This window comes from Nocardia stercoris (assembly GCF_003696265.1).
In the GTDB taxonomy this organism is placed as follows: domain Bacteria; phylum Actinomycetota; class Actinomycetes; order Mycobacteriales; family Mycobacteriaceae; genus Nocardia; species Nocardia stercoris.
Map to the genome: position 1 here is coordinate 358,637 of NZ_RFFH01000004.1, position 16,388 is coordinate 375,024.

General features: G+C 67.1%; 8 protein-coding genes, 1 tRNA gene and 2 pseudogenes. 10 read left to right on the forward strand and 1 reads right to left on the reverse strand.

Annotated elements, in window-relative coordinates; genetic code table 11:
- Positions 1–365: 365 nt before the first annotated feature.
- The 5 genes and pseudogenes from EBN03_RS12645 to EBN03_RS12665 form a co-directional block, all read left to right on the forward strand.
- A pseudogene (locus EBN03_RS12645) lies at positions 366–908 on the forward strand (helix-turn-helix domain-containing protein); the annotation flags it as partial.
- 296 nt (positions 909–1,204) lie between these two features.
- A complete protein-coding gene (locus EBN03_RS12650; RefSeq protein ID WP_122188169.1) occupies positions 1,205–1,570 on the forward strand; it encodes an ML domain-containing protein in 366 nt (121 codons plus the stop codon).
- A gap of 239 nt (positions 1,571–1,809) precedes the next feature.
- Positions 1,810–2,489: pseudogene (locus EBN03_RS12655) on the forward strand (Mu transposase domain-containing protein); the annotation flags it as partial.
- The gene (gene istB / locus EBN03_RS12660) at positions 2,456–3,238 is read left to right on the forward strand and encodes an IS21-like element helper ATPase IstB (RefSeq protein ID WP_122188170.1); all 783 of its coding nucleotides are present in this window, start codon (positions 2,456–2,458) and stop codon (positions 3,236–3,238) included. The pseudogene EBN03_RS12655 and the gene istB, both read left to right, overlap by 34 nt.
- Positions 3,239–4,244: 1,006 nt before the next feature.
- Entirely contained in the window at positions 4,245–4,994 is a 750-nt protein-coding gene (locus tag EBN03_RS12665) for a hypothetical protein (RefSeq protein WP_147471566.1), read from the forward strand.
- 436 nt (positions 4,995–5,430) lie between these two features.
- Here EBN03_RS12665 and EBN03_RS12670 read toward each other — a convergent pair.
- Positions 5,431–5,504 (reverse strand) — tRNA-Arg (locus EBN03_RS12670).
- 145 nt (positions 5,505–5,649) lie between these two features.
- Between EBN03_RS12670 and EBN03_RS12675 the strand changes: the two genes are divergently transcribed.
- The 5 genes from EBN03_RS12675 to EBN03_RS12695 all read left to right on the forward strand — a co-directional run bounded on the left by EBN03_RS12675 (position 5,650) and on the right by EBN03_RS12695 (position 16,313).
- Complete coding sequence (locus tag EBN03_RS12675; RefSeq protein ID WP_122188172.1) at positions 5,650–7,689, forward strand: cytochrome c oxidase assembly protein; 2,040 nt, start codon at positions 5,650–5,652, stop codon at positions 7,687–7,689.
- A complete protein-coding gene (locus tag EBN03_RS12680; RefSeq protein WP_122188173.1) occupies positions 7,686–8,666 on the forward strand; it encodes a serine/threonine dehydratase in 981 nt (326 codons plus the stop codon). Before EBN03_RS12675 ends, EBN03_RS12680 begins: the two co-directional genes overlap by 4 nt.
- A 154-nt stretch (positions 8,667–8,820) precedes the next feature.
- Positions 8,821–9,288: a single-stranded DNA-binding protein gene (locus EBN03_RS12685; protein ID WP_122188174.1), complete on the forward strand. Its 468-nt coding sequence runs from the start codon at positions 8,821–8,823 to the stop codon at positions 9,286–9,288.
- A gap of 121 nt (positions 9,289–9,409) precedes the next feature.
- Positions 9,410–11,086, forward strand: coding sequence for an energy-dependent translational throttle protein EttA (gene ettA, locus EBN03_RS12690; RefSeq protein ID WP_122188175.1), 1,677 nt, complete (start codon positions 9,410–9,412; stop codon positions 11,084–11,086).
- Between the two features lie 337 nt (positions 11,087–11,423).
- Positions 11,424–16,313: an NAD-glutamate dehydrogenase gene (locus EBN03_RS12695; RefSeq protein ID WP_122188176.1), complete on the forward strand. Its 4,890-nt coding sequence runs from the start codon at positions 11,424–11,426 to the stop codon at positions 16,311–16,313.
- Positions 16,314–16,388: the final 75 nt, after the last annotated feature.

A 16,388-nucleotide genomic window follows, 5' to 3' on the forward strand; every position in this document is an offset into this window, starting at 1 on the left:
CAGCCGCCGACTCTGGCCGAGGCCAGGTGCTGGCCGATGCCTGGTGAGCCCGATCGCCGTGTCAGCCAGCCACCCGACAGGATTCGCTTCCTTGGCAAGTCCGCCAGCCGAGAGTCTGCGCCTCGGCATCTCGATCCGATTGGCGTGCCCTCGCCATCGGTGACGCTCGTCGTCCGGCGGAGCGTCGATGACAAGAGGCTCTGAGAGACCATGGAGGCGCTGCTCAACTGATCTGACGGGCAGGCTGATCTGTGGCCCACCAGTAGCCTGTCGACGGCACGTGAAAACTGACCACTGTGCGGCATCCGAAAACTGACCATCCGGTCGGTGACCCTGGTTCTAACCGAGCCAGGGAGGACGAAGGGATGCTTGCCGTGGAGGATTGGGCTGAGATTCGTCGTTTGCACCGGTCAGAGGGCATACCGATCCTGGCGATCGCCCGGCTGATGGGTGTTTCCCGCAACACCGTGAAGCGGGCCCTGGCCTCGGACGGGCCGCCGCAGTACCAGCGCGCGCCGAAAGGGTCGATCGTGGACGCGGTGGAACCGCAGGTCCGCGAGTTGTTGCGAGCGTATCCGACCATGCCGGCGACGGTGATCGCCGAACGGATCGGCTGGACCCGGTCGATCCGAGCGCTATCGGGCAGGGTCGCTGATCTGCGGCCGGCGTATCTGCCACCGGACCCCGCGTCACGGACCGCCTATGTCGCCGGAGAGATCGCGCAGTGCGATTTCTGGTTCCCGCCGATCGAGCTGCCGGTGGAGTCCGGGCAGGTCCGTGGCCCGAAGCAGTTGCCGGTGCTGACGATGGTGCTGGGGTATTCGCGCTGGTTGATGGCGATCCTGGTGCCGTCGCGGCATGCCGAGGACCTGTTCGCCGGATGGTTGGCTTCGATCGCGAAATATGGGGTCGATCGATCGCGAATTCGAGGATCGATCGGGCTGCCGGAGAACGGGTTCCGGTCTCGAATTTCGGCACCACCAGCGGCGTGTCAGCGTGAATGGGCTCGGCGTCGGTACCAGCGCTTGGCGATCGAGACGCCAGCACGACTTCACCAGCCCAGCGGGACCGCTGCCTTGAAAGACCGTTACCGGCAGATTGTCCCTTTATATTGCAGTGCAGGTAGTTTCGCGAATTCTTAGCGTACCGGTGGTAGATACGATGGTCGTGTCAATCAAGATCATCGACCCGGAACGGAGAACCCATGACGACTACCGCAGGCGAAGCGACGTGGAGCAACGCGGGAACCGACAATGACGACCTGATTGTCAGCAGCGTCACGCTCGACCCGAATCCCCCGGTCAAGGGCAAGGACTTCACTGTGACCCTGACCGGCACTCTTCGAAAGGCCATCACCAGCGGGACGATACGGACAACAGTGAAATTCGGCATGATCAAGATCGATCAGGACGAGAAGGCCTTCGGGGCGACCGGTCCGGGCCCGATCGGCTGCCAAGGATCGCTCTCGCTCGGATCTGGCGCGCCGAGCGGCAAGTACGGTCTCATCGTGGTGGTGCTCGACCAGAACAGTGCCGAGTTGGCCGTGGTGGATGCCTCGTTCTCCCTCTGACTCTGATTCGCAGGTGTACCGACGGCCAGGTCGATCCCTTCCCGGCCGTCGGTGCTGCTGCGCGGCCGGTCGGTGGTCAGCCGTCGGGTCGGCGGCTGGTATCGGTCGTGACGTATTCCCCGGTTCGCCGCGCAGCCTTGCTGGTGGTGCCGAATTTCGCGACCGGGGAGCTTCGCTGACCTGTGGGTGGTGCCGAGGTTCGCGATCAGGTAACACCAGGATTCGCGATCAGAACCAGATGGTGGACTCACATCCACCGGCTAGGTTCGGTGCCCCGGGTTTTGGTCTGGGACGGCGAAGGCGCTGTCGGCAGCTGGCACGGCGGCCGCAACAAGCTCACCGCTGAATGTCAGGCGTTCCGAGGCACTTTGGGCGCGAAGGTGCTGATCTGCAAGCCACGGGATCCGGAAGCGAAAGGCATCATCGAACGCGCCTGCGACTACCTCGAGCGGTCGTTCCTTCCGGGCCGGACCTTCACCGGCCCACACGATTTCAACGCCCAGCTCGATGCCTGGCTGACGATGGTGAACACCCGGACCCGGCGGGCGCTGGGGTGCGCACCGACCGATCGGATCGCGACCGGCAGGCGATGCTGTCGTTGCCGCCGGTCGCGCCGGAAACCGGGTGGCGGCGGTCGGCGCGATTACCGCGTGACCACTACGTTCGTCTGGACCCCAACGACTACTCGGTGCATCCATCGGTGATCGGGCGCGGCATCGAGATCGTCGCCGGCCTCGACCGGGTGAAGGTCCACTGCGAGGGCCGGATCGTCGCCGATCATGAACGGATCTGGGGCTGGCATCAGACGATCTCCGATCCCGATCATGTCGAGGCGGCGAAAGTGTTGCGGCGCGGCCGGACCAGAGCCACCGCCACGGCCGCAACATCGGGCCGGCAAGGGATTTCGCCGCGGAGCTGAGCTTCCTCGCCCGGGCGTTGAAGGCTCCGTCGCTGCGAGAGGCCGCCGACCGGCTTGCTGAACGCGCCCGCGCCGAGAACTGGACTCATGAGGAGTTCCTCGTCGCCTGCCTGCAACGCGAAGTGTCTGCCCGCGAATCCCATGGCGGCGAGGGACGCATCCGCGCCGCGCGGTTCCCTTACCGGAAATCGTTGGAAGAGTTCGACTTCGGTCATGCTCGTGGGTTGAAGCGCGACACCATCGCGCATCTGGGGACCCTCGATTTCGTCACCGCCAAAGAGAATGTCGTGTTCCTGGGGCCGCCCGGAACCGGGAAAACCCACCTCGCGATCGGGTTGGCGATCCGGGCGTGTCAGGCCGGGCACCGGGTCGCGTTCGCGACTGCGGCCGAATGGGTCGCCCGCCTGGCCGAGGCCCATCACGCGGGCCGCTTGCAGGGCGAGCTGACAAAGCTCGGCCGTTATCCGCTGCTGGTCGTGGACGAGGTCGGCTACATACCGTTCGAGCACGAGGCGGCGAACCTGTTCTTCCAGCTCGTCTCGTCTCGCTACGAACGCGCCTCGCTGATCGTGACCAGCAACAAGGTCTTCGGCCGGTGGGGCGAGGTCTTCGGCGACGACGTGGTCGCCGCGGCGATGATCGACCGCCTGGTCCACCACGCCGAGGTCATCTCGTTGAAGGGCGACAGCTACCGGCTCAAGGACCGCGACCTCGGTCGTGTCCCCACGGCCGGCACAACTGAAGACTGAAACCAACCAACCGCAGCGGCCAGGTGGTCAGAATTCACTTGCCGTCAGATGGTCCGGATTGGCCTGCCGTTGACATAGCCAGCGCGATGTCAGTCAGACCAGTGTGCGCGCGGGGCGAATTCTGGGGGTCCAGTCCTCGCTTTGTCGCGAGCGACGATGGCGGATCCCTCTGAACGTCGATCGCCGGGAAGTCGACGTGCTGCTGTAGACGGCGTGTACTACGGTGAGTGTGCGCCTGGAAGTGTGGGCGTTTCGAGCGATTTTCCGCGGGCAGCCGACCTGCGGTGTTAGCTGACAGCAACCCCCTAGGGCGCGAACCTGCGACGAGTGACCTGCGCGTTTCCGATTTCTCGGCAGTGCGCCGTGACAGCGGCGAGCCCCTGACCTGCGAATATGTGTCGCAGGTCGAGTGCCCCCGGCAGGAATCGAACCTGCGACCCACTGGCCGGGGAGGGCAACCGAACAACAGAAGTCGGTGCACCCCTGCCGGGGTCCCTGACTGGCAGGGGCCGGTATTCAGGTAGTCGGTATTCCTGCCCGCTGACGCAGCCACCCGCATCCCGAAACGGTGAAATCCCGAGACAATAGACCACGTTCCACGTGCTGCCCATTGGTGGGGACAGCAGCTGTACACCTTCGCTTACGTTGGGATGTAAACCGCGTCACAGTGTACTCAACCGGGCTATCGCGAACCCATACATGCCTGAATGGGATATCGGCACGTCAGAAACGGGCAAGGTCGGTCCGACACATTGGGTACCGCGGAAGTATGGTCCGAAATGTCGGAACTCTGCTGTGGTCGAGATCTCGCTGCAACCGGGGTCACATTGCTGCCTGTGTTAACAGTGGATTAATCTTAATTAAGTCGATGGTCGCTGATGCCCATTGTGATGACCATTCGCCTTCCGAAATCTTCTTCGGAATCGCAGTGTCGCGCGTTGGAAATTCATAGTGCTTCCGACTTGGTTTCCGATATACGGCACCGCAGACTACTGTAGCTGGAAAAATGACTCATTCAACAATTCTGCGCATACCGAACAAGAATGCCGACCCCGAACTCTGGGACGCGCAAGACGGCAGGCGCACAGCTCTTGTCGCGCAAGCTCATTCATCGGCTCCGGCTGTCATGGGGCACTTGGCTGCGGCGGCCTCGGGCTTGATCACGATCTTCCTGTTGTTCCAGCCCTGGCTGTCGGCCTCGGGGCCGACCGGGAGGTTGAGTTCTGACGCTTTCGGCAGGATCGACGGCGTCAGCGATCGTCGCGTCGACTGGTCGACTGGCAGGTATTACGAGGCGGACATAAGCGGCACCTGGGCCGTGTTGGCCGCCCTCGCCGCGGCGGCGACCGTCGCTGCGGTAGTGATGTACGTGCGAATCCGCAGCAGCGCACTCTCGTATCTGGTAGTGGCTTCCGCAGTTGCTACAGCGATTTTCGTTCTTGCCGATCTGTTGTATCTCAGCGGAAAAGCGCCGGATTTGCGTGGAATGACCGAAGGAGATCATCCAGTTGACGGCATCAGCGGACTGATCCAACAGTTTCTCGGAGATGATCGGCCGGATTTCGGCAGTCGGCAGGTCGCGAGCGCAGGCCTCGACCCGGCAGCATTACTGAGCGGCGCGAGCGCATTCGCGGGAGCCGTGGCAGCGGCCGCGTCAGGCCTTCGCAGGCACGCTCGCCGCACGATCCCCCTGGTACTGGCGGCGCCAAAGTCGAACCAGAGAGACCAGCACGGCATTTCACTACTGTGGAGATAATAGTGGCCGGAGTGTTTCACCTCTTCACTCCTACCGCATCAATTCGCCTCGACGTCCGTAGTGGCTGTGCGAGGCGGTCGGGCTGACTTGGCAGGGGCCTCTGTTCGTGACGGCGCTTGGTGTGGCGGTGCTGCTCGTGGGCCGCTACAACGTGCCGGCCGCGACGCTGGGTGCCGCCGGCGATGCCGGTGTGGCACACCGGCTCCGGGACTTCCTCGTCGTCGACCTATTGGCCGAGGCTGACCGCGTGTACGGTGCGGCCAGCTCGGACCACTGCATGCACGCCGGCATCACCGAACTGCGCCCGGCGGCCGGCGGCGATCTTCTGACCGTTGGCGAAGGCATCGCCCTCAGAGCGCCCCTAGCTGTTCGAGCGTTGTGCGGTACCAAATCGCCAGTTCGAGCTCGGCATCGGCACTGGTCAAATGTCCTTTTGCGCCCCCGGCAGGAATCGAACCTGCGACCTAGGGATTAGAAGGCCCTTGCTCTATCCAACTGAGCTACGGAGGCGGATGTGGAGCATTGTAACGGGCGGGGACGGGTGGGTCTGGTGTGTCGAGGGTGGGTTGGGTGGGGGTGTAGTGGGGGTCACAGTGGGGGTGGGGGAGTGAGGGTGGGACTGGTTGGTGGGGGGTCGAGAACTACTCTGGGGGGTATGTCGTCACCGCAGGAAACCGCTGTCGACCCCGTGTCTCCGGTCGAGCGACGGGAGCCGGCGGGACGGTTCGGAGTCGTCACCGGTTTCGCGCTGCTGGTGGCGGGTATCGTCGCGCCGCTGGTGGTGGGGTTGTCGGCGGCGCAGGCGTTGACGCTGCTCGGGATCCCGGATCCCGGGCCGTTGACCACGTACGGGTTGCCGGCGGTGCGGGCGGTCGCGGATCTCGCGGGGGCGCTGACCGTCGGGTCGCTGTTGTTCGCGGCGTTCCTGGTTCCGGCGCAGAGCGACGGGTTGCTCGGGGTCGGGGGGTACCGGGCGTTGCGGCGGGCGGGGGTGGCGGCGCTCGTGTGGGCGGGGGCGGCGTTGTTGCTGGTGCCGTTGACGCTGTCGGACACCACCGGTCAGCCGGTGCGGAGCATCCTTCGCCCCGAAGAGATCTGGCGTGCCCTGCCGAAGGTGGAGGTCGCGGGGGCGTGGCGGACCACGGCGATCATGGTGCTGCTGTTGGCGATCGCGTGCCGGCTGGCGCTGCGGTGGGGATGGACGCCGCCGCTGTTCGCGTGGTCGCTGCTGTGCATGTTGCCGATCGCGCTGACCGGGCACTCGTCGGCCGGCGGTGCGCACGACCTGGCGACCAACAGCCTCATCCTGCATTTGGGTGGCATGGCGGTGTGGGTCGGCGGCCTGTTCGCGGTGCTGGCCTACGCGTTGCGCGGCGGCAAGTACACCGGCCTGGCCGCGCGCCGATTCTCCGCGGTGGCGGCGATCGCGTTCGCGGTCGTCGCGCTCAGCGGCATCGTCAATGCCTGGGTGCGGATGTCGCCGTCCGACCTGTTCACCACGACGTACGGCCGGCTGGTGCTCGCGAAGGCCGCCGCGCTGACGCTGCTCGGGCTGCTCGGGCTGGTGCAGCGTCGTCGCGCGCTGCCCGCGCTGGAAGCCGAACCCGCCGATCGGACGGCTCTGGTCCGGTTCGCCGGGGTGGAGGCCCTGATCTTCGCGGCCACCGTCGGTCTCGCCGTCGGCTTGGGCCGCACTCCGCCGCCGCCGTCCACGCGCATCCCGTCTCCGGCGGAGGTCGAGCTCGGCTACGATCTGCCCGCACCCCCGACGCTCGGCCGCTTCCTGTTCGACTGGCGGTTCGATCTGATCTTCGGGACGCTCGCACTCGTGCTGGCGGCGCTGTACCTGGCCGGTGTGGTCCGGCTGCGGCGGCGCGGTGACGCGTGGCCGGTCGGGCGGACCATCGCCTGGCTGTCCGGCTGCGCGGTGCTGCTGTTCGCGACCAGTTCGGGTGTGGGGCGGTACGCGCCGGCCATGTTCAGTGTGCACATGGCTCAGCACATGATGATGTCTATGCTGGCGCCGATCCTGTTCGCGCTCGGTGGCCCGGTTCTGCTGGCTCTGCGCGCGCTGCCGCCGGCCGGCCGCAACAATCCGGCGGGCCCTCGGGAATGGGTGCTGGCGGCCGTGCACAATCCGGTGTCGCGGTTCCTCACCTATCCGATCGTGGCGACCGGTCTGTTCATCATCGGGTTCTACGCCCTGTATCTCGGCGGCATCTTCGACCAGACGGTGAATTCGCACGGCGCGCATCTGGCGATGAACGTGCACTTCCTGCTGTCGGGCTACCTGTTCTACTGGGTGGTCATCGGCATCGACCCGAAGCCGCGTGAGGTCTCGCCGTTCACGAAGGTGGGCATGGTGTTCGGCTCGCTGCCGTTCCACGCCTTCTTCGGGGTGGCGTTGATGAGCATGACCACGGTGATGGGCGACTGGTACTACCGCGCCCTGGGGCTGAACTGGAACACCGATCTGCTCCAGGATCAGCGCACGGGCGGTGGCCTGGCCTGGGCCAGTGGTGAGGTGCCGCTGGTCCTGGTGATGATGGCGCTGCTGATCCAGTGGTCGCGCAGCGACGAGCGGCTCGCGACCCGGCTGGACCGGGCCGCCGACCGAGACGACGATGCCGCGCTCGCGGCCCACAACGCCATGTTCGCGGAACTGGCCGAGCGGGACCGTGGGGCTCGCGGATGATCGATTCGCCTGACTCGCCGGACAATCCGATCCGGCTACCCCGTAAACCCGCGCGCGTCTTCCGCTCCGATGTGCGGATGGCCCGGCTGCGGGTCGGCGACGCCGTGCGGGTGACGCCGGTGTTCCATACTGAGGTGACGGGTCCGCGCGGCCCGGTCAAGGTGACGTTCAAACTCGAATATCTGCAGCTGGGTGGCACTTTCAAGGTGCGCGGCAGTCTGAACGCACTGCTCGAGGCGGGCGACGACGGCCGGCCCGCGGTGATCGCCTCGGGTGGGAACGCGGGGATCGCCGCGGCGCTGGCCTGTGCGATGCGCGGCCGGGCCTGTACGGTCGTGGTCCCGGAGTCGGCGCCGCACACCAAGGTGGCCGCGATGTGGGCCTACGGCGCCGAAGTGCTCTGGCACGGAACGAGTTACGCCGAGGCCTATCGTCACGCGAACGAGCTGGCCACCGAGCGCGGCGCATTGCAGTTGCATGCCTACGATCTGGCCGCGGTGGTGGCCGGCGCGGGTGTGGTGGGCCTGGAGATCGAGCGTCAGGTGCGCGGCCGACCGCCGGTGCTGGTCGCGGTCGGCGGTGGCGGCCTGTTGGCGGGGATCGCGGCCGCGTTCGGGCCGCGGGGGCGGGTGATCGGTGTGGAACCCAAGGGCGCGCCGACGCTGCACGCCGCCCTGGCGGCGGGCCGGCCGGTGGACGTGCGGGTGAACAGCATCGCCGCGGATGCGTTGGGCGCCACCCGAGTCGGGGATATCGCCTGGAACGTGGCCAAGCGCTACGACGTCGGATCGGTGCTGGTCACCGACGACGCGATCGCGGTCGCCCGGGAGTATCTGTGGCGCGAGTTCCGGATCGTGGTGGAGGCGGCGGGAGCCACCGCGCTGGCCGCGATCCAGAGCGGTGCGTATCTGCCGGCGCCGGGGGAGCGTCCGGTGATCGTGTTGTGCGGGGCCAACACCGATCTCGCGACGCTGTAGCACCGGCGGGGTCCGACGGCGGATCCCGTTGGGAACACGCGTTGTTCACATGCGCCCGAGTTATCCACATTCGGCGATCGGGGGTGTTGCGGGCACTCCGGAACGGCCACTCTGGAACTGTCACCGATCCGGCCGATAGTCCAGGGGTGGAGTCATGTACGAAGCGAATACCGCAGTGATCGGCAATGTCGTCACGGTTCCCGTCCGCCGCGTGCTGTCCAGTGGCGAACAGGTGCTCAGTTTCCGCATGGCGAGTACCGCTCGCCGCCTCGACCGCGAATCCGGGGAATGGACCGACGGCGGCACCCTGTATCTCACGGTCAACTGCTGGCGGCGCCTGGTCGACGGGATCGACGGCGCCCTCGGCAAGGGCGACCCGATCATCGCCTACGGGCAGTTACGCACCAACGAGTACCGCACGCGCGACGGCGTGCACCGGCACGATCTGGAGATGCAGGCCACAGCCGTGGGCCCCGACCTCGGCCGATGTACCGTGCAGGTCCAGCGGCGGCCGCCGCTGCGGGCCTTCTGCGGTGCGTCTGCGGCGCAGCCCGCCGACCCCGCGCCGACCGGGGCCGATTCCGTCGACCCCGAGGCGGCGACTACGCTCGACGCCGGTTGATTCGGCTCCGGCGCCCCGGTCGACAAGGGGTTGTCGCGCCCAGTACCGAACCATCGGCCCACTCATCGTCCCCCACTACCGGCGGGTGAGGACGGTTCCCGTCGCGGATAGGATTCCTTATATGGCTGAATTCATTTATCAGATGCGGAAAGTTCGCAAGGCACACGGCGACAAAGTCGTCCTCGACGATGTGACCTTGAACTTCCTGCCCGGCGCCAAGATCGGTGTCGTCGGCCCGAACGGCGCGGGTAAGTCGAGCGTCATGAAGATCATGGCCGGACTGGATCAGCCGAACAACGGTGACGCGTGGCTCGCGCCCGGCGCGACGGTCGGCATCCTGCAGCAGGAGCCGCCGCTCAACGAGGAGAAGACCGTCCGCGGCAACGTCGAGGAGGGTATGGGCGAGATCATGGTGAAGCTGCAACGCTTCAACGAGATCGCCGAGCTCATGGCCACCGACTACTCCGACGAGCTCATGGACGAGATGGGCAAGCTGCAGGAGGAGCTCGACCACGCCGACGCCTGGGACCTCGACTCCCAGCTCGAGCAGGCCATGGACGCGCTGCGCTGCCCGCCGCCGGACGCGGAGGTCACCAACCTCTCCGGTGGTGAGCGCCGCCGCGTCGCGCTGTGCAAGCTGCTGCTGAGCAAGCCCGACCTGCTGCTGCTCGACGAGCCCACCAACCACCTCGACGCCGAGTCGGTGCTGTGGCTCGAGCAGCACCTGGCCCAGTACGCGGGCGCCGTGCTGGCCGTCACCCACGACCGGTACTTCCTCGACAATGTCGCGGAGTGGATCCTCGAGCTCGACCGCGGTCGCGCCTACCCCTACGAGGGCAACTACTCCACCTACCTGGAGAAGAAGGCCGAGCGCCTCGAGGTACAGGGCAAGAAGGACCAGAAGCTGCAGAAGCGCCTCAAGGAGGAGCTTGCCTGGGTGCGCTCGGGTGCCAAGGCCCGGCAGTCCAAGAACAAGGCCCGCCTCGACCGGTACGAGGAGATGGCGGCCGAGGCCGAGCAGATGCGGAAGCTGGACTTCGAGGAGATCCAGATCCCGGCCGGCCCGCGTCTGGGCAGCGTCGTGGTCGAGGTCGAGCACCTGGACAAGGGCTTCGGCGACCGCCAGCTGATCAAGGATCTCTCGTTCACGTTGCCGCGCAACGGCATCGTGGGCGTGATCGGCCCGAACGGTGTGGGTAAGACCACGCTGTTCAAGACGATCGTCGGTCTCGAGTCGCCTGACAGCGGCAACGTCAAGGTCGGCGAGACGGTCAAGTTGAGCTATGTCGACCAGAACCGCGCCGGCATCGACCCGAAGAAGAACGTCTGGGAGGTCGTCTCCGAGGGCTTGGACTTCATCCACGTCGGCAACCAGGAGATGCCGTCGCGGGCCTATGTGTCGGCGTTCGGCTTCAAGGGCCCGGACCAGCAGAAGCCGGCGGGCGTGCTCTCCGGTGGTGAGCGCAACCGGCTGAACCTGGCCATGACCCTCAAGCAGGGTGGAAACCTGATCCTGCTCGACGAGCCGACCAACGACCTCGACGTCGAGACCCTGGGCTCGCTGGAGAACGCGCTGGAGAAGTTCCCCGGCTGCGCCGTGGTCATCTCCCACGACCGGTGGTTCCTGGACCGCACCTGCACCCACATCCTGGCCTGGGAGGGTGACGACACCAACGAGGCCAAGTGGTTCTGGTTCGAGGGCAACTTCGAGGCCTACGAAGCGAACAAGATCGAGCGGCTGGGTCTGGAGGCGGCGCGTCCGCATCGGGTCACCCACCGCAAGCTCACCCGCGACTGAGCCGGCCGGGCGGGTCCGGCTCTGTGGCCGGGCCCGCCGGGGCAACCCTTTTCGACAGGCTGGCAATTTCGTGGCAACCGTAATGTCCTGCGATTCTCGGCGCTACTGGCGGGTAGTGCGTCGACGTGTGGCACTGCCATTGAATTCTTGATATTCCTCCTGGTCTGGGCTTTGTTTCTCGGCCTGTCACATAACGACCGAGCGGTCCGATCTATATCTGTGAGCCCTGCGTCATCGAGGCTTCAACAGGATTCAACCCCGGCCTCTCCGGCGCACAGCTACTCTCGTCCCGGCGTCACTTTTAGGCGGAAACGATCCGAGGGAGTTGGCGAGAAAAATGACGGTCTCGTCCGAGATATCCACTGCGGCATGGATTGCCACCCTGCCGGAAGACCTGCGCCGAGCGCTCGCCACGCTCGAGGAGGCCTACTTCCGGCACGTCGATGCGGCCGATGCGGACTGCGCGGTCACCGGGATCCTGGTGCCCGTGTTCCGGCACCACGTCGATCTGGGTATGCGGCGATTGCCGGGCGAGGCGCGGGTGCGGGTCTACCACCCCGACGACGGGTCGGGCCTGGGGGCGGCGGTCCAGATCGTCACCGACGACATGCCGCTGCTGGTCGAATCGGTGACCGCGGCACTGAGCCGCACCGGCGCCAGTATCAGCGACACCATCCACCCCATCTTCGAGGCCACGCGGGACGCGCACGGTCACCTCGAGGCCATGGTGCCGCACGAGGTCGACGCCAACGGGGGCGCCGGACTGCGCGAATCGTGGATGCACATCCAGCTGCACCCGTCGACCAGCGCCGAACAGCTGCGCGCCATCGAAGAGGCGGTGCCGGACGTGCTGGCCGACGTCCGGCAGGTGATCGACGACACCGAGGCGATGAGCGAGGTCCAGCAGCGGCTCGCGGCCGAACTCGACGCGGCCGCCGAGAGCGGGGTACCGCCGTTCCGGGCCGTCGACCTGGTCGACTGCGCCGATCTGCTGCGCTGGCTCGCCGACGGGCACTTCACCATGCTCGGTTATGCCCGGTTCCGCCGGTTGCCCGACGGCGGATCGGAGATGGTGCCCGATTCCAGCCTCGGCGTGCTGCGGCCCGATCTGGGCACCGACTTCCGGGTGCCCGAGGACGGCGGCGACCGGCAGCTGCTCATGCTCACCCAGGGCCTGGTCCGGGCCACCGTGCACCGCGCGGTGTACCCGTACTTCATCAGCGTGGCCGAATTCGACCGCACCGGTGCGGTTCTCGGCGAGCACCTGTTCATCGGGGTCTTCACCGTCGCGGCGCTGCACGAGAACGTGCTCGAGATTCCGGGCGTCGAGCGGGTGGTTCGCTCGGTCATCGAGGAGAGCGGTTTCGATCTCGACTCGTTCTCCGGCCAGGCCATGTTGGAGGTGATCCAGTCCTTCCCGCGCACCGAACTGCTGTCCTCGGACGCCGAGACGCTGCGCCGCACCGCGAGCGCGGTGCTCAATGTCGGCCTGCGCCGCCAGGTTCGGCTGTTCCTGCGCGCGGACACCTACGGCCGCTTCGTGTCCGCGATGGTGTACCTGCCGCGCGACCGCTACACCACCGCGGTCCGGTTGCAGATGCAGGAGATCCTGGTTCGCGAACTCGGCGGCGAGTCGATCGACTACTCCGCGCGAGTGTCGGAGAGCGAACTGGCGAGCGTGTATTTCACGGTGCGTCTGCCGGAATCGGGTGAGCCCGTCGACACCGGCGAAGAGAACCGGATGCGGATCCAAGGGCTGCTCGGCGAGGCCAGCCGCACCTGGGACGACCGCCTCGCCGACGTGGTGTCGACGTCAGCCGCCCTGGATCCGGCTGTGGTGCAACGGTATTCGGACGCACTGCCCGACGCATACAAGGAGGACTTCGACCCCGCGCGGGCCCTGGCCGACATGGTCCGGCTGGAGCGGCTCGCCGACGGCGCCATCGACCAGTACCTCTACCGGCACCCGGGTGCGGCGCCCGGGGCCTGGCGGTTCAGCCTCTACGTCGGCGCCGGAATCTCACTGAGTCAGGTTCTTCCGCTGCTGCAGAGCCTCGGCGTGGAGGTGGTCGACGAACGGCCCTACCGGCTGGACTTCGAGAACGGCCCACAGCGCTGGATCTACGACTTCGGCCTGCAGGCCCAGCCGGACCTGCTGCGCACCTCACTGGAGCGGGATCTCGACGCCGAACTGGTGGATTCGCCGACCCGGATGAGCACGCTCGACGCGCGGGAGCGCGGCATGCGCACCCGGTTCAAGGCGACGTTCGACGCGCTGTGGCACGGCCGCGCCGAGGCCGACCGGCTCAACGAGCTGGTCCTGCGCGCCGGCCTCGACTGGCGGCAGGTCTCGATCCTGCGCGCCTACTCGAAGTACCTGCAGCAGGCCGACTTCCCCTACAGCCAGGCCAATATCGCCCGCGTGCTGCTCGCCTCCCCGGTCGCGGCGCGGCTGTTCGTCGACCTGTTCGCGGCCCAGTTCGACCCGGAGACCGCCGCCGAGGAACGTGCCGACGAGCCGGCCGCCGCGCTGCGGGCCGTCATCGACGAGGTGGTCAGCCTCGACGCCGACCGCATCCTGCGGGCGGTGCTCGGGCTGGTGCGCGCGTCGCTGCGCACCAACTACTACATGGTCGACGCCGAGGGCCGGTCCCGCGACTATCTGTCGATCAAGGTCGACCCCGCGCAGATCGTCGAATTGCCCAAGCCCCGGCCGCGTTTCGAGATCTTCGTGTACTCGCCGCGGGTGGAGGGTGTGCACCTGCGCTTCGGTGCGGTGGCGCGTGGCGGTCTGCGCTGGTCGGATCGGCTGGAGGACTTCCGTACCGAGATCCTGGGCCTGGTGAAGGCGCAGGCGGTGAAGAACGCGGTCATCGTGCCGGTGGGTGCCAAGGGCGGCTTCGTAGTGAAACGGCCGCCGCAGACCACCGGTGACCCGGCCGGTGACCGGCAGGCGCTGCAGACCGAGGGGATCGCCTGCTACCGGACCTTCATCTCCGGCCTGCTGGATCTCACCGACAACGTCGACCTGGTCGACAGCACGGTGGTGCCGCCGCAGCGGGTGGTCCGCCGCGACAGCGACGACCCCTACCTGGTGGTCGCCGCGGACAAGGGCACCGCCAGCTTCTCCGATATCGCCAACGGGGTCGCGCAGGACTACGGCTTCTGGCTCGGCGACGCGTTCGCGTCCGGCGGCTCGGCCGGCTACGACCACAAGGCCATGGGCATCACCGCCAAGGGCGCCTGGGAGAGCGTGAAGCGGCACTTCGCCGAGATGGACATCGACACGCAGACAACAGATTTCACCGTCGTCGGGGTCGGCGACATGTCCGGTGACGTGTTCGGCAACGGCATGCTGCTCTCCGAGCACATCCGGCTGGTGGCGGCGTTCGACCACCGGCATATCTTCATCGACCCCGAACCGGACGCGGCCACCTCGTTCCGCGAGCGGCAGCGGATGTTCGCGCTCCCGCGCTCGTCCTGGGCCGACTACGACACCTCGCTGATCAGCGAGGGCGGCGGGGTCTGGGACCGCTCGGTCAAGGCGATCCCGGTGAACGCCCAGCTGCGGCGCGCGCTCGGCCTGGCCGACGAGGTGATCTCGCTGTCGCCGCCGGACATGATCCGGGCGATCCTGCTGGCGCCGGTCCAACTGCTCTGGAACGGCGGTATCGGCACCTACGTCAAGGCCGCGAGCGAAACCAACGCGGAGGTGGGCGACAAGTCCAACGACGCGGTGCGGGTCGATGCCGCCCAGTTGCGGGTCGCGGTGATCGGCGAGGGCGGCAACCTCGGGGTCACGGCACTGGGCCGGATCGAGTTCTGCCGCGCGGGCGGCAAATGCAACACCGACGCGCTGGACAACTCGGCGGGCGTGGACTGCTCCGACCACGAGGTCAATATCAAGGTCCTGCTCGACGGCGTGGTCTCAGCCGGCGAACTGCCTGCAACACAACGCAATGCGCTGCTGGCGTCGATGACCGACGAGGTGTCGGACATGGTGCTGGCCGACAACGTATCCCAGAACTTCCTGATGGGTATGTCGCGCGCCGAGGCGGCCGACCTGCTCAATGTGCACGCGCGGGTCATCGCCGATCTGGAGAAGCGGCGCGGCCTGGACCGAGACCTCGAGGCGTTGCCTACGGAGGCCGACATCGCCACGCGGCTCGACGAACACAGCGGCCTGACCTCGCCGGAGCTGTCGAATCTGATGGCGCACGTGAAGCTTTCGCTCAAGTCGGATCTGCTCGACAGCGATCTGCCCGATATGGCGCACTTCGCGGGCCGGCTGCCCCAGTACTTCCCGACACCGCTGCGCGACCGGTTCGGTGCGGCCATCAAGCGGCACCGGCTGCGTCGCGAGATCGTGACGACCATGGTGGTCAACGAGATGGTCGACCTCGGCGGTATCACCTACGCCTACCGGCTGGGTGAGGAGGTCGGTGCCACCAGCACCGATGCGGCCCGGGCCTTCGCCGCCACCACGGCCATCTTCGATCTGCCCACCATCTGGCGGCGGATCCGGGCCGCGCGGGTCCCCGTCGTGGTCAAGGACGAGCTGGAGATCGAGACCAAGCGCACGCTCGACCGGGCCTCCCGGTGGCTGCTCACCAACCGGCCGCAGCCGGTCGCGGTGGGTGCCGAGATCCACCGGTACGCGGGCAAGGTGCGCGAGTTGGCGCCCGAGGTGCCCAGCTGGTTGCGCGGCCACCATCTCGACTCACTGGATTCGTCCACCACCCGGCTGGCCGCGCAGGGCGCGCCCGCCGATCTGGCCGCGGAAGTATCCGGACTGCTCAATCTGTTCCCGCTGTTGGACGTCATCGACATCGCCGACATCACCGACCGCGACGGGTCGGAGGTCGGCGCGCTGTACTACGCGCTCAACGACCACCTCAAGATCGACTGGCTGCTGCAGGCGGTCGATCACCTCGAACGCGGCGACCGCTGGCACGCGCTGGCCCGGCTGGCACTGCGCGACGACATGTACTCGTCGTTGCGCTCGCTCACCCTCGACGTGCTCTCCGGTGGCGACCCGGAGGAGACCGCGGAGGAGAAGATCGCCTACTGGGAGTCGAAGAACCAGTCCCGGCTGGGCCGTGCGCGCGGCGCGCTGTCGGAGCTGTTCGCCTCCGGCGTGCACGATCTGGCGACCTTGTCCGTCGCGGCGCGGCAGGTGCGTTCGATGGTCAGTGGTGTCGGCGCGCAGTCGGAGGTGCCGCGCTAGCCCGGCGAGGAAACCGGCATTACGGGGAAACCGGCATACTGGTTAGTCGTTGCGCCTCCCGCCGGCCCGGCGGGA

Excerpts from the sequence above, each read along its gene's own strand:
- EBN03_RS12650 (WP_122188169.1), top strand. The coding sequence starts at position 1,205 with ATGACGACTACCGCAGGCGAAGCGACGTGGAGCAACGCGGGAACCGAC.
- EBN03_RS12665 (WP_147471566.1), top strand. The coding sequence starts at position 4,245 with ATGACTCATTCAACAATTCTGCGCATACCGAACAAGAATGCCGACCCC.
- EBN03_RS12675 (WP_122188172.1), top strand. The coding sequence starts at position 5,650 with ATGTCGTCACCGCAGGAAACCGCTGTCGACCCCGTGTCTCCGGTCGAG.
- EBN03_RS12680 (WP_122188173.1), top strand. The coding sequence starts at position 7,686 with ATGATCGATTCGCCTGACTCGCCGGACAATCCGATCCGGCTACCCCGT.
- EBN03_RS12685 (WP_122188174.1), top strand. The coding sequence starts at position 8,821 with ATGTACGAAGCGAATACCGCAGTGATCGGCAATGTCGTCACGGTTCCC.
- ettA (WP_122188175.1), top strand. The coding sequence starts at position 9,410 with ATGGCTGAATTCATTTATCAGATGCGGAAAGTTCGCAAGGCACACGGC.
- EBN03_RS12695 (WP_122188176.1), top strand. The coding sequence starts at position 11,424 with ATGACGGTCTCGTCCGAGATATCCACTGCGGCATGGATTGCCACCCTG.